The 13,798-nt window shown below is 35.3% G+C and carries 14 protein-coding genes and 2 pseudogenes; 11 read left to right on the forward strand and 5 right to left on the reverse strand.

What is annotated here, in order from left to right:
- Positions 1–22: 22 nt before the first annotated feature.
- From KI369_RS03945 to KI369_RS03960, 4 genes and pseudogenes are all read left to right on the forward strand, one after another.
- On the forward strand, positions 23–274 hold the full coding sequence (locus tag KI369_RS03945; RefSeq protein ID WP_000435468.1) for a hypothetical protein: 252 nt from the start codon (positions 23–25) through the stop codon (positions 272–274).
- Positions 275–358: 84 nt separating this feature from the next.
- Complete coding sequence (locus KI369_RS03950) at positions 359–1,381, forward strand: S-layer homology domain-containing protein (RefSeq protein WP_212955098.1); 1,023 nt, start codon at positions 359–361, stop codon at positions 1,379–1,381.
- A 129-nt stretch (positions 1,382–1,510) separates the two neighbouring features.
- Positions 1,511–1,930: pseudogene (locus tag KI369_RS29425) on the forward strand (alpha/beta hydrolase); the annotation flags it as partial.
- Between the two features lie 146 nt (positions 1,931–2,076).
- Positions 2,077–3,183, forward strand: a complete 1,107-nt coding sequence (locus KI369_RS03960; protein WP_212955089.1) for a metallophosphoesterase — start codon at positions 2,077–2,079, stop codon at positions 3,181–3,183.
- A 41-nt stretch (positions 3,184–3,224) separates the two neighbouring features.
- Here the strand turns inward: KI369_RS03960 and KI369_RS03965 are convergent, their stop codons facing one another.
- Positions 3,225–3,578, reverse strand: a complete 354-nt coding sequence (locus KI369_RS03965) for a DUF5412 family protein (protein WP_029437792.1) — start codon at positions 3,576–3,578, stop codon at positions 3,225–3,227.
- Positions 3,579–3,936: 358 nt separating this feature from the next.
- Between KI369_RS03965 and KI369_RS03970 the strand changes: the two genes are divergently transcribed.
- A complete protein-coding gene (locus tag KI369_RS03970) occupies positions 3,937–4,914 on the forward strand; it encodes an HD domain-containing protein (protein WP_212955090.1) in 978 nt (325 codons plus the stop codon).
- A 44-nt stretch (positions 4,915–4,958) separates the two neighbouring features.
- On the opposite strand, the gene KI369_RS03975 is transcribed toward KI369_RS03970, so the two are convergent.
- Positions 4,959–6,077, reverse strand: coding sequence for an anti-sigma factor (locus KI369_RS03975; protein ID WP_212955091.1), 1,119 nt, complete (start codon positions 6,075–6,077; stop codon positions 4,959–4,961).
- Between the two features lie 5 nt (positions 6,078–6,082).
- Positions 6,083–6,533: pseudogene (locus KI369_RS03980) on the reverse strand (RNA polymerase sigma factor); the annotation flags it as partial.
- A 339-nt stretch (positions 6,534–6,872) separates the two neighbouring features.
- On the opposite strand from KI369_RS03980, the gene KI369_RS03985 reads away from it, so the two are divergent.
- On the forward strand, positions 6,873–7,775 hold the full coding sequence (locus KI369_RS03985) for an AraC family transcriptional regulator (RefSeq protein WP_212955092.1): 903 nt from the start codon (positions 6,873–6,875) through the stop codon (positions 7,773–7,775).
- A 59-nt stretch (positions 7,776–7,834) separates the two neighbouring features.
- On the forward strand, positions 7,835–8,200 hold the full coding sequence (locus KI369_RS03990; RefSeq protein ID WP_166704128.1) for a VOC family protein: 366 nt from the start codon (positions 7,835–7,837) through the stop codon (positions 8,198–8,200).
- Between the two features lie 166 nt (positions 8,201–8,366).
- Here the strand turns inward: KI369_RS03990 and KI369_RS03995 are convergent, their stop codons facing one another.
- Complete coding sequence (locus tag KI369_RS03995; protein ID WP_212955093.1) at positions 8,367–10,109, reverse strand: sensor histidine kinase; 1,743 nt, start codon at positions 10,107–10,109, stop codon at positions 8,367–8,369.
- Positions 10,110–10,118: 9 nt separating this feature from the next.
- Positions 10,119–10,823: a response regulator transcription factor gene (locus KI369_RS04000; protein WP_212955094.1), complete on the reverse strand. Its 705-nt coding sequence runs from the start codon at positions 10,821–10,823 to the stop codon at positions 10,119–10,121.
- 133 nt (positions 10,824–10,956) lie between these two features.
- On the opposite strand from KI369_RS04000, the gene KI369_RS04005 reads away from it, so the two are divergent.
- From KI369_RS04005 to KI369_RS04020, 4 genes are all read left to right on the forward strand, one after another.
- On the forward strand, positions 10,957–11,811 hold the full coding sequence (locus KI369_RS04005) for a CPBP family intramembrane glutamic endopeptidase (RefSeq protein ID WP_212955095.1): 855 nt from the start codon (positions 10,957–10,959) through the stop codon (positions 11,809–11,811).
- Between the two features lie 37 nt (positions 11,812–11,848).
- Positions 11,849–12,148, forward strand: coding sequence for a hypothetical protein (locus KI369_RS04010; RefSeq protein ID WP_064476854.1), 300 nt, complete (start codon positions 11,849–11,851; stop codon positions 12,146–12,148).
- 11 nt (positions 12,149–12,159) lie between these two features.
- A complete protein-coding gene (locus tag KI369_RS04015) occupies positions 12,160–12,348 on the forward strand; it encodes a hypothetical protein (RefSeq protein ID WP_212955096.1) in 189 nt (62 codons plus the stop codon).
- Between the two features lie 134 nt (positions 12,349–12,482).
- Positions 12,483–13,751, forward strand: a complete 1,269-nt coding sequence (locus tag KI369_RS04020; RefSeq protein ID WP_212955097.1) for a M48 family metallopeptidase — start codon at positions 12,483–12,485, stop codon at positions 13,749–13,751.
- Positions 13,752–13,798: the final 47 nt, after the last annotated feature.

The following is a 13,798-nucleotide window of genomic DNA, read 5'->3' on the forward strand; positions in this document are numbered from 1 at the left end:
GACTAATAAGGAGGAGATATACGTGGAGCAAAAGGAATTACGTTTACGGCGAGTGCAGTATCTTATTTGTGACATTATGGATGAAATGAACGCGGAAAGTGAGAAGAAAAACTTAGAAATACTGCAGCAAGTCATTGATCATCTTTCCGGTGCGATAGGTGATTTAGTTGATCCATCAAGCTCGTATTCTATCGATTATTTAGAAAGGAAAGTTCATACGGCTCATTATTTGCTTTTTAAAAATGAACGAAAGGCGTATTTGTGCAGGAAATGACATTTTTTATTTGACATTGATAATCATTATCAATATGATGGTTATGTTGGGTATATTTATATAAAGGGAGATGTCATATTGATAATGATTAAGAAAAAATATATGAATGCATTCGTTATAGCAGCAACTTTAGCTGTTCCACTAAGTGGTTTCAGTGCACCAATTGCAAAAGCAGATGTGATTGAAATGAAGGCAGCTAGTAAACTTGCAGATGGTACATATGATGTTATTTTAAAGACTTATAAAGATCAAACGAATGATACATCAGTTGCGTCTACATATTTAGAAAATCCAAAAGTAACCATTCAAGGTGATAAAAAAATCGTTACGTTAACAGTTCAAGATAGTAGTTATTTTCAGTACCTTAGAGTAGAAGATCCAAATAAATTAGGGACATTCCATGATGTAAAAGTAATCTCCGAAGATAAAGCGAATAACGGTACGAAAGTTGTTCAATTTGAAATCGGTGAGTTCTCGAAAAAATATAATATGCAAATGCATATATTAATTCCAGCAATTAAATATGATCATAAATATCAACTGCAGTTTGAAATAGATGCAAGTGCAATTGAACAGAAGCCTAAATTCTCAGATGTACCAGCTTGGGCACAAGAATCAGTTCAATATTTAGTAGATAAAGAAGCAGTACACGGTAAGCCAGACGGTACATTTGCTCCGGCTGAAAATATCGATCGTGGCTCAGCTGCAAAAATATTAGCAACTGTTTTAGGGTTAGAAATTAAGCAAGATGCAAAGCCATCATTCCGTGATGCACAAAATCATTGGGCAACTCCATATATTGCTGCTGTTGAAAAAGCAAGTATTGTAAAAGGTGATGAGAAGGGTAACTTTAATCCAAGTGGGTTAATTAATCGTGCATCAATGGCTTCTATGCTAGTAAATGCATATAAATTAGAAAGAAATGAAAATATGAAACTACCAAAAGAATTTGCTGACTTAAACAATCATTGGGGTGCAAAGTATGCCAATATTTTAATCCAAGAAAACATTTCAATTGGAACAGATAATGGCTGGGCTCCAGATAAAGCGGTAAGCCGCGCGGAAGCAGCACAATTTATTGCGAAGACAGATAAGCTGAAGAAATAAATTAAAACGTATACTAGATTTTGTATAAATAAAAAAGGAAGATTTGAACTTCAAATCTTCCTTTTTGCATTGTTATATATTCCTCCTCATTAACTCACCAACCTGCGTCGCAACGTACTGCTGAAGCACGCGGGCGGAGCAGAGGCGATGATTACGAACTGGATTCCTAAAAATCAGGAGGAATTAAAGGCGGCAGGTATGACGGATATAGATATTGTAGAAGCAGTAGATTATTATACAACACCAAGAGGTCAAAGTGTTAACTCTCCAAATAAGCTACACTTTACGAGCATGGAATCGGTAATTGGTTTTGATGTGTTCCATTTAGCAGATACATTATTAACACAGCCGCTGCAAATTATTGTCGGCAGCAAGCAAGGCGCATTCGGTTCTTATAAAGATGGTCATGAGCTTTATGAGAAAGCAGCTTCAGAGAAAAAAGATTTACTTGTTGTAGAAGGTGCGAGTCATTACGATTTATATGACCAACCAGAACCAGTAAAAATTGCAGTTGAAAAATTAACAAGTTTCTATAATGAAAATCTGTAAAAGTAATTTTGTGTTGAATTGCACCTCTAATTGTTAGGTTTGCATCTAGCGGTTAGAGGTTTTTATTGTGAAGATGGTTGTGCTTAATATTTACGTTAAACGTGCATAACAAGATATAATAGAAGAAATGAATAAGGAGGCTAGTTGTGAAAAATCTTCGTTATCTCAATATATTTACGATATTAATTATATACACACTATTTATGCTTTACATCGGCTGGAACGGCTGGGTTTGGCTTCATGCAGTATTTGGCTGGGAATCTTGGAGATATTACGCTTTTGTAGTCGGATTTATTTCATATGCGTATATTCTCGTGCAAGTGTTTAAGTTCCTGCCATTCCTACGAACGATAGGTTCGATTTGGTTTGCGGTTATACAATATGCGCTTATGTTATTGCCACTTGCTAATATTACAGTCTTTCTTTTACAGTTTGGGGTGGAGAAAGAAGCGGCAATTATTTGGACAGGGGCAGCTGTGTTAGCTGCATTTATCTTTATCTTTGCGTATGGAGTATTCAATGCATATAGTCCAGTAGTAAGAAAATATGAAGTACATATACCGAAAAAAGTAGAGGGACGTAAAAGTTTACGCATTGCGATGGCTTCCGATATGCATTTCGGTAAATTATCTGGTGTTTCACATTTAAAAAGGCTTGTTCGCCATGTAAATGAAATGGAGCCGGATATTATTTTACTACCAGGAGATATTATCGATGATCATCCAGGTGTGTTCATTCAAAAAAACATGGGACCAATTATGAAACAAATGAAAGCTCCACTAGGCGTATATGGTGTGTTAGGAAACCATGAATATTATGGACGTGCGGTTCCAGAATTTTTACAAGAGATGGATAAGATTGATATTCGTATTCTGTTAGATGAAGTGATTACAATTGAAGATGATTTTTATATCGTTGGAAGAAGAGATAAAACAGAGCGAGATCGCCAAAGCTTTGAAAGTTTAATGAGTACGGTAAATAAATCTATGCCCGTTATCGCAATGGATCACCAACCATTTGAGTTGAAACAAGCAGCGGATGCTGGCGTTGATTTACTATTATCCGGCCACACGCACCGCGGACAAATGGCACCGAATCATATTGTAACGAGAAGAATGTACGAATTAGACTGGGGATACGCACAAAAAGGTGCATTCCACGCAATTGTTTCTTCTGGATTCGGATTTTGGGGACCACCATTAAGACTTGGAAGTAGGTCGGAAATTGTACAGGTGGAAGTTACGTTTGAATAGTAGGGTAGAGGGCCAACTAATAACAGTTGGTCCTTTCTTCTTTAGTTTTTTCTAAAATCATATGTGTCCGTTTCTACATTTAATTTATGTTTATTAATCATCAATGTATGATCATCTAACCATTTGACGGTTGCAGTTTCTTCACGATAATTCCAGTATATATTTTTCTTGTTCATAAACTTTTTATTATTTGTTACAAGCTCTCCTCTTATAGCATAGCTAGTTGTTGCTCCGCCATTATGCCTGTATATATGTAACGTATACGTTTTATCTGGTGAGTGTATGGATTGAATCTTTTCACCGCCTGAAAGCCCAGATAAAGTGAAGAATTTCCAATATCCTAAACTAATGAATACAATAATGATGAATAGAATGGTAAAGAAAATCTTTTTCATGTTTCCCCTCTTTCCCTTAATAGCTATACATGTATTAAATCAAAAAAGAAATAAACTGACAATTTTATCCTTTCTTTTGCGGGGTATGTATGTTTCTATTTCGAGTGTCCTGTTCAAGATTCAAATGAATCATTTCTCGTATTTGATTTGGAATGAAGTCTCCATTTTTCGAACAAAAAAAGCTCCATATAAGGAGCACTCAATGAAAAATAAATGAATTAAAACAAATAATAGACATGTATAATATACAACATTTGTAATTCGGTATCAATATATTTAGATTTAATGCTCGTATTGGTGTCGATTTCATAAAAGAGGTACGATTATAAGACATGGCTAAAATAAAGGGGGATTATAAGTGATCATATCAGATGTACTATACGGAGAAATTGAAGTGGATCAAGTGTTAGGAGAATTAATCTTAAGTAAGTCTGTGCAAAGACTAAAAGGAATTCATCAAACTGGTGCAAGCTACTTAATAAATGAGAAATGGAATGTAACACGCTTTGATCATTCAGTTGGCGTTATGTTGTTAGTGAAGAAATTCGGTGGTTCAGTAGAAGAACAACTTGCAGGTTTACTGCATGACGTATCACATACTGCTTTTTCTCATGTGATTGATTACGTTTTTGATAATAGAAATGAAAGTTATCATGAAGAGATATTTAGTTCTGTCGTGAAAAACTCAGAAATCCCAGCGATTCTTGCGAAGTATGGTTATAACTATGAAGATATTTTGTTAGATGATTCGAAGTGGACGTTACTTGAAAGGTCAGCACCAGAATTATGCGCAGACAGAGTGGATTATACGTTACGAGATATGTATACATACGGATATGTTTCTTTAGAAGAGGTTCATAGCTTTTTAGAGGATGTCATCGTTGTAGATGGGAAAATGGTTCTTCAAAGTATTGAAATGGCAGAGTGGTTTACAGAAACGTATTACAAAGAAGTCATCGAGTTCTTTATGCAACCAATGAATAGTTACGGAAATGATATGTTAGCTAAGACGCTAAAGTTAGCTCTACACAAAAAGGTTATTCATGCAGATGATTTTCTTCTTGAAGATGATGAGCTTATTTTGAAATTGCAGCAATGTAGTGATTCAGAAGTACATGCTTTATTAAGCAAAGTCCACCCGAATGTAATAGTAAAAGAAGATAGAAACGATTACGATTTGTATCAGAAAAATAAAGTCCGTCTCATTGATCCTCCATTACTTCATGAAGGGGAAGTTGTTCCAGCGTCTGTCGTATCAGAAAACATAAGGCAGATGAGTGAAATTGCTTATGAAAAAGCGGTGAGAGGGATGTATGTGAAAGTGATTTCGGATTAAAGAAGAAGTAGAGCATCACTTCTAGATGCTCTACTTTTCCCACATCACTGATTAAACCAATTCCAAACCTCAATAGCTCCAAGAGTCGCATAACGAACGTGAGGCGAGTTTTGTAATTTTAATAACTCTTTCGACGGTCCGGTAATGACGATCCCGTATACTTTCACACCGTTATCTTTTACATACTCATAACGCTTATCTAAGTTCAGCTCTTTTTCAGAAGTCTCAGTAGTTTTACTTACAGTTTCTTTATGTGTAGAAAGAATACGCATCATTTCGATTACTTCATCTTCTTTTGTCTTCGGTCGTTCTGCTTCATTATCAGGGAGATTTATATGTTCTGAAAATCCGATAACCTCTCGGCCATGTAGAATGAAATCTTCTTCATCTATTCTTTCTTGCCCTGTGTCTAAAGCGTACCATATGGGAGTGGGCGGCATTTCTTGTGCTTCAAATGTGCTATATAGAATGGATGCTAATTCTTGTAAAGTGTAAGGTTTGTCAAAAGATATCGCTACTTCTGCAACGGTGCCCTCATGTATCTTTCCGAGTGTACTCCAAACTTTTTTAGAGATTTCTTTCAAATGATCATCTTGCTTGATTTTCGGGTGAACAAAGGAAAGTTTGTTGGAATAGGGTGTATTTGCCCAGGATTGATTTGTGTCAGTTACAGATGATAAGAAGCTACGCGTTGTTACTGTACCAATTGGAATTTCTTTTTTGCCGACAGTTTTAACTAAATTCATTTCATTTTCTGTACGGAAAAAGGGTTTGATTTTTGTACTGCCTCCAGTGGAACGACTATTTGGAATTGTTGCTTCTAGTGCGAGTGCTGGAATCTCATCTACTTCGACTAACTTTTTCATATTATAGAAGTAAAAAGAAGATGAAAAATGGCCGACAAAATAGATAGCAATACAAACGGCAAGGACAAAACTAACGGTTTGCCAACGTTGTTTCCATTTTATTTTCCAAAATGGGACTTTAAGGTTTTGTGGTGGTAATCTTTTCTTTATCGGTTCACTCTTTGAAAGTAACTCATCTAAGTAAGCTTCACACTCTTCACATGTTTCAATATGACTTTCTAACATTTCCTGTTCATCATGCGTGAGCGTTCCGTTTTCGTACTTCTCCCATAGTTTTTTAAATGCTGTACAACTCATCTGTATCACTCCTTTATGTTTCTCGTTTCTTTTCGTCCGCGGTGTAATTCAATTTTTACTTTCGCTAATGAGAGACCGGTCATTTCTGCTATTTCCTTATACGAGAATCCGTAGTAATCTCGTAGTAACAGAACATTTCGTCTTTCAAGTGGAAGAGAAGATAAACTGTATAACCAACTAGCAATCTCATGTTTTACGAAATATTCATGTTCTGTACTTGGTACGTTCTGTACTTGGTACGTTCGGTAAATGGAATTCTTCAACTGTCGTTGTTTTATATCTGTTTTCTTTTCGATACCAATCGATAAAGGCATTGTAGGCAATTGTAAATAACCAAGGCCTAATTTCTTCTCCTTTATAATAGTCAATATGGACGAGCATCCGGTAAAACGTTTCTTGCATGAGATCTTCAGCAAAATGAGAATCTCCGGTTAGGGAGAGAAGATAGCGAAATAAAGTGAAACTTTAATCAGTGGGGGTTTTCTTCATCCCCCACTGATTATTAGTTGAACCAATCGGACTTTTATGGGCAGTTGATCCCCCACCTAACTTCTTTGCTTTCGCTGAATTTTGAGGCGGGGATCTTACTGCCCATTAAAGCGGGATAAATCATGCATATGATTTGAATAAATGTCTTCTAATGATTGTTTGCGTTTCACTAATTTCCCTCCCTTCATACATAACAACGAAATACATATAAAAAAGTTACAATGTTTTATGGAATTATAGTAAAAAACGTCAAGAATTGGATAAGATTCTCTTTTATCATAATACATATAAGGCGGGTGAACAGAGATGGAAAGCTATGAAACACAAATTCAAAGGTCAATTGATTATATCGAGGAAGATGTCATGGAAAAACAGACGCTGCGTAATTTAGCTCGTATTGCAGGTTTTTCTGAGTCGCATTTTCATCGTGTATTTCAGGCGTTAGTAGGTGATACAGTAATGGAGTATGTTCGAAAGAGGAGGTTAGCCCGGGCAGCTTATCAACTTTCTCATACGGATGAAAAAGTTATTGATATCGCATTTGAGCATGGCTTTCAATCTCACGAAACGTTCACGAGAGCCTTTAAAAAAATATTTCAAATGACACCAAGTGAATATCGAAAACAAGAAATTGAAACACCGATGTATTACAGCGTGAATGTAAAGCAAAGAAAATTAAATCCGTATTTAGGAGGCATACAAATGGAATATCGTATTGTAAATAAACCAGAATTTTTAGTGGCGGGTTATGAACTGAAGACGACAAGTAAAGAAGGGAAAAACCATCAAGACATCCCAGCATTTTGGCAAGAATATTTGCAAAAAGATCTTGGAACAACGATTCCGAACCGTAAAGATACGAGCCAATGGGTAGAGCTTGGATTATGTACTGATTTTAATTTAGAAACAGGCGACTTCACTTATATTATCGGAATGGAAGTTACAGGCTTTGAAAATGTACCAAATGAAGTTGTGAAGCGTACTTTCCCAGCAGCGACATATGCAGTATTCACAACGCCGAAAGTTCCTCATGAAGAAATGGTATCGTCTATTCACCAAACGTGGAATGCAGTATTCGCAGAATGGTTCCCGCATTCAGGATACGAACATTGTGGCGTTAATGAGTTTGAGCTATATGATGAGCGTTCCCATGCAGATAAGAGTGAGTTTGCTCAAATAGAGCTTTGGATACCGGTGAAGAAGAAGTAATAGGATAAGAGCGAATCATTGGGAGATGGTTCGCTTTTTTATAAAGGGGGAATGGGAAGATGTTCAAAAAATTAGAATGTGTATCTATACATACGAAGGATATAGAAAGGTCAGTTTCTTTTTATAAAGAAATGGGAATGAAGCAAAACTGGGTTATAGAAAGAGAATTAGAAGAAGGGGCTATTTGGACGTTAATAGGATTGAAGTTTCCAGATGAGAAAAGTTCGGAGTTAGTAATAAGTAATCATCCAGATATTCATTTTATGGAAGTCGAAATACTAGTAGAAGATGTGCAACAAACGTATGAAAGTTTAAAAGGTAATAAAGATGTAAAATGGATTCGCGAACCATTTCCAACAGAATCAGGACATGTTGCGGTAATGGAAGCACCTGATGAGAATGTGTTTGTGTTAGTAGGGAAATAGCTAGAATATGGAGATGACCTTTCATAGTGAGTTGTGAAAGGTTATTTTGTATGGTAGGGGAGGAGGATTGTTTGTCAGTAAATTGATATAATTTCATTTACCGCCGAACTACCAAGAAAATAGAGTTCATTCACCAAAAAAGAAAAGACGCCACATAGCGCCTTTTCTACGAATGAAATGGGAACACAAGTATAATTGTCGTTCCTTTTCCTAGTTCGCTATCGATAGAAATCGTTCCGTTATGAGCGTGAACGAGCTGTTTTGTAATAGCGAGGCCAAGTCCAGTTCCGATGTTACTTTCTTCTGTATTCGTTCCTCTGTAATATCGCTCAAATAGAAGTTCTTTCGTTTTATCATCCATTCCTTTTCCGTTATCTGAAATAGATAGTGTAAATGAATTTACATTTTGCGAAAGCTTTACGATTACATTAGTCGTTTCATTATTATGTTTTACCGCGTTTACTAGTAAGTTTTCGATAATACGCTGGAACCATTTTTCTTCAATGAAATATTGAATTTTATTTGAGCTCGGTACGAATTCAATATTTTGATTTTGAAGTGTCGGATTATTAATGAATTGTAATAATACTTTTTGAACGAATTGATTCATTTCAATGTTTACGTTCTGCGCAGGAAGACTGTTATTTTTTAATTGATACGTTAAGCTTAAATCATCAATTAATGTCGTCATATATTGAGATTTCTCCTTCATAACGCTGCCGAATTGTTGAATGTCACGATCAGTCCAGTTGTACTGCTGTGATTCTAGTAATAATGCGTAGCCGTATATAGAACTTAGTGGTGTTTTTAAATCATGCGTGAGACCAGTAATCCATTCTTCACGTGTTTGTTGCAGTACTTGCCTCATTGCATCATTTTTTTTGAGTGTAATAGAAAGGTGCTCTAGTGAGTTTGTCACATCACTAAATAAGCGGAATGACCATTTTTCTTTACCAGATCGCCGGAACCTGACTGGTTTTCCTTTTTTACTAACAGGCTCTTCGTACTTTCCACCAGCTATATTTTTAAGCCAGCGCATCGCATGTAATAACGGTTTTCCAAATTTATTACCGTACCAAATAGAAAGAATGACTAAATAAACAAATACGATAAGAAGGATTAATCCGCATCCGACTAGAAACTTTTTAGTAAATACATCGTCTATTTCATCATCTGGGTAATAGTACTCGTTTTTGGCAGTTACAACGAGAAGATGATTGCTATTTGTGTCGTAAAAGCTAGACGTGTTTTCTTTATGATTCCACGGTTCCTTTTCGCTAAGAGCAGCTTGTATAACAGAAAACGTTTTTTTCTTTCCATCTGGATAGGAGAATACTTCTTCGCCATCACTATTAAAGATTTGAAGTGCTGCTTTTTCTTTAGAAAGTAACTGTTTTTCTTCTTCTGTTAATGTGAACGAATCCGTAGATACAGACGGGTGCTCTTTCTGTATTGTTTTTAGTAATACATTGCTTTTTAACGTACCGCCGTAAATAACAAGTACGTTCTTTTCTTCCAATTCAATTTCCCAATATGTAAATGTATAAGGGCTTTCTATGTGATTCTGTATATATGAGAATAAAGATACTTTCGTATAAGATGTTGGCACGTCACTTGGCGTATTATAGTGATAGAGAACTTTTCCGTTTTCCTCCACAACTTGAATCCAATCATTTTTCTCTTTAATTAAGTCTTTTACTTCAGTTTTTAACGAAATATTACCATCTTCTGAAGAGATATATCTTGCAATCATAAAATTATCAGAATCTGGAATGTTCGGTTCGTATGAAGTACTCGTAACAAGAAAAATTAAATAAGTGAAAGCAGCTACTACAGCAATCAGTAATGTAACTAAAACAAATACGTGTTGCAGAATAAACTGGATAATAAGTCGTTTATTAAAGTTCATATCGTCACCCTACTTTGTAATGAACTTATAGCCAAGTCCACGAACAGTTTTTATATATTCTGGTTTACTTGGGTCTTGTTCAATTTTTTCACGTAGTTTTCGAATGTGGACCATAACGGTATTGTCATCGCCATTGTAGGCAGGTGCTCCCCAAACTTTTTCGTATATTTCTTCTTTCGAAAATACATAGTTCGGATTCTCGCAAAAGAAGAGTAATAGCTGAAATAGCTGGGCGGAACATTCGACAACATGTCCATCTACTGTAAGTTCTGCGGAATATCGATCAATTTCAAATCTGCCAAATGAACTGGAGTGTGCTTTTTGTTCATTGGGTACTGCTTGTTTCATATGTCTACGGAGTTGTGCTTTCATACGAGCTACTACTTCAAGTGGATTAAATGGCTTCGTAATATAATCATCTGCACCGTGTGAAAATCCAGATATTTTATCTAAATCAGATGTTTTAGCTGTGAGGAAGAAGATCGGGCAATCTGTTTTTTGGCGAATGATTGGACAAATATCAAAACCAGATTGTCCAGGAAGCATGACATCTAAAATAATTAAATCGTAATCGTTTTGCTCGGTGAGAGATAAAGCTATTTCAGCGGATGTTGCAGTTGTAATATGAGAAAAACCTTCTTTTTCAAGAATAGTAGTTAGTAATTGTAAAATTGCTGTTTCATCATCAACGAGCAAAATATTTGCTTCATACATAAAAATCCCTCCTAATTTCCTCGAATATCATATCATCTTTCTGTAACTTATGGAATTTTTAAGGAAATTTTAAGGTTTTCTTTCTCAAAAAATTAAGAATCAAGTGATATGATAAAAGTACATAGGGGAGGAGATGAGTGTGAACCCGTTTCAAACGATGCGAGCTAGATATTTTTTAATTGTATTTGCACTATTAACGTTAGTTGCAAGAATCAGTAATGAATTGATAGAAAATACATTTCATATGCAAAATTCTACTTTTATAAATATTCTTATATTCTATATCCTTCCAATTACGTGGATTATTTTTGAGTATAGAAAACACCGTGTTTCCTTTTCATTATTTATTAATAAAAATGAAACATTTAACCTGGTGCAAGTTTTATACATTGCACTTATGTTAGCCGTGTTTAGTTATGGATACCTTATTTTGTACATGTATAGTTTTGCATGGATTACACCGGAATTTATTATGAACGCATTACGTGAACCGATTATTGATAGTACAGGGGGATATGTATATCAAATTATTATGGTCGTGTTCATCGCACCAATTATTGGTGAATTTGTTTTTCGGGGATTTTTACTGCAACGCTTTGCAGCAAAATGGGGAACGAGTATAGCGATCATTGTAGTAGCGATGTTGTTTGCGTTGTTACATGTTGATTTCCTAGGCGCAGTAGTATTTAGCGTTGTACTATCAATCGTATATATTCGTACGAATAGTTTACTTATGCCAATTGCTATTCACATGTTAAACAATGCATTTGTAATCGGCGCTTCTTATTTAATAAATAAAGAAGAAATAATGAGTTTTGCAGATTTCTCAAATTATACGACGTTCTTTCCAGGACTTATTATTTTTATGACGGGATTAAACTTAGTACTCATCTTCTTATTTGTTAACCGCAAATATTGGAGTAAAGAAATGCCCGCTATATATGTAGAACAAGAAAAGAGTTTTTCAGACGTAGTGGAGGGCAAGTAAGATGAAGAAAATGATTGAAAGGGATGTATAAAATTATATGAATGAAACAATATCATCAAATAAGTTTTTTTATTTGATTTTGCTTAGTATAGTGCTGATAACGACAGTCAATGTTATTCTTCGCTGGGAGGAAGCGTATTTCTTTATGTATTTAGCACTCCATTTATTAGGGATATTATGTATAAGTGGCGGAATAGTTGCTGAAAAAAAGAGTGAAGAAAGCATTAATTATATGTGTGTGACCGGTCTAATTTTACTATTAGCAGTACAAGGTATTATGAAATATAGTTCTTTTTCTCTGCAAGATTTTAGCTTATTAATGGATGTACTTCCTTAAGGGGGCGCGTTATGTTATCTAAGAAGCAAATAGGATACGTACTAGTTTTAATTGGATTTTTTACGATTATTGTCACGACGTTATTTTTTCAGGACTATGAATATATACGCTATATAAAAGGCGCTGGTTTAATATGTTGGGTTGTAAGTATATTTCTTATCCCAGATTATGAACCGAAGAAAGTGTCTAAAGGTAGGTAAAACTCTTCTTTTTGTAGAAGAGTTTTTTTATATAAATAGAAGGTTCTCGAGCAATTCGCATAATAAGCTTGTTCTAATTTAGCATGTACGAACTTACAATAATAATAGACAGGCAGCATAGAGGAGGGAATAGCGTGAGGAAGGTTATTGGGTGGTCGCTTTTTTTGTACGTTGGGTTTGCGTTGCTTATATATTGGTATTTATTTGGATGGAATCATGAACTGATTCCGGACATGTATAAAGGAACGAGTGCAGATCCAGAAACGTTTATGAATGCAAGAGAGCTTACGCTAAGCCAAGATTATTCGCGCGTGAAAAATTTACTGTACTTTTTAGCGACGCCTCTTGAATGGATTATTTTATTATTTGTACTTGTGCTCGGTGTTTCAAGAAAGTTTGAGAAATGGTCGAAGGAAACGACGAAAATAAGTGTCCTGCAAGTTGCGATTTATTTCTTTTATTTATCGCTACTCACAACAGTTCTTGCCCTGCCGATGCAATGGATTAGCCGAAAAGTGTCCGTTGATTACGGCATTTCAACGCAAAGTACACAAAGCTGGATAAAAGATCACGTTATCGGCTTTTGGGAAAGTTATGCGACTATGTTAATCGTAGTTACCGTTCTTTTATGGCTCATCCGTAAATTCCCGAAGAGATGGTGGCTAGCAGGGTGGGCACTCTCTGTTCCATTTACAATCTTTTTAACATTTATACAGCCTGTCGTTATTGATCCACTTTATAATGATTTTTCGACGCTGAAAAATAAAGAATTAGAAACGAAAATTTTAGCGATAGCAGACAAAGCTGACATTCCTGCTAAACATGTATATGAAGTAAATATGTCGAAGAAAACGAATGCATTAAATGCATATGTAACAGGAATTGGCCCTAACGCCCGTATTGTAATGTGGGATACAACGCTTAAGCAATTAAAAGATAAAGAGATTTTATTTATAATGGCCCACGAGATGGGGCATTATGTTATGAAACATATATATTGGGGCGTAGCGAGTTATATGTTGCTATCGTTTATAGGGATGTTTCTCATTAGTCGTATTATCAATATGTGTATTCGAAAATGGGGGAATACGCTGCAAATTTCAAAAGCAGCATGTTTTTCGATTTTACCTTTATTTTTCTTAATTTCTTCTGTACTCTCTTTTGCATCACAGCCAGCAACAAACTATGTTTCTCGTATAGAAGAACGAGCAGCAGATCAATACGCTTTAGATATGACGAAGGACGGGAAATCTGGTGTAAAAACGTTTCAATATTTATCAAAAACGAGTTTAAGCCAAGTAAATCCACCTGCGTTAGTGAAGTTTTTCTTATACACACATCCACCAATTTTCGAAAGAATTCATACGTTTGAACAATATGAGAAACAAAGCAAAAAGAAGTAGCTATTATGCTACTTCTTTTTTATAGAGATATAAGTTTATATTGGGAA

The organism is Bacillus sanguinis (genome assembly GCF_018332475.1).
In the GTDB taxonomy this organism is placed as follows: domain Bacteria; phylum Bacillota; class Bacilli; order Bacillales; family Bacillaceae_G; genus Bacillus_A; species Bacillus_A sanguinis.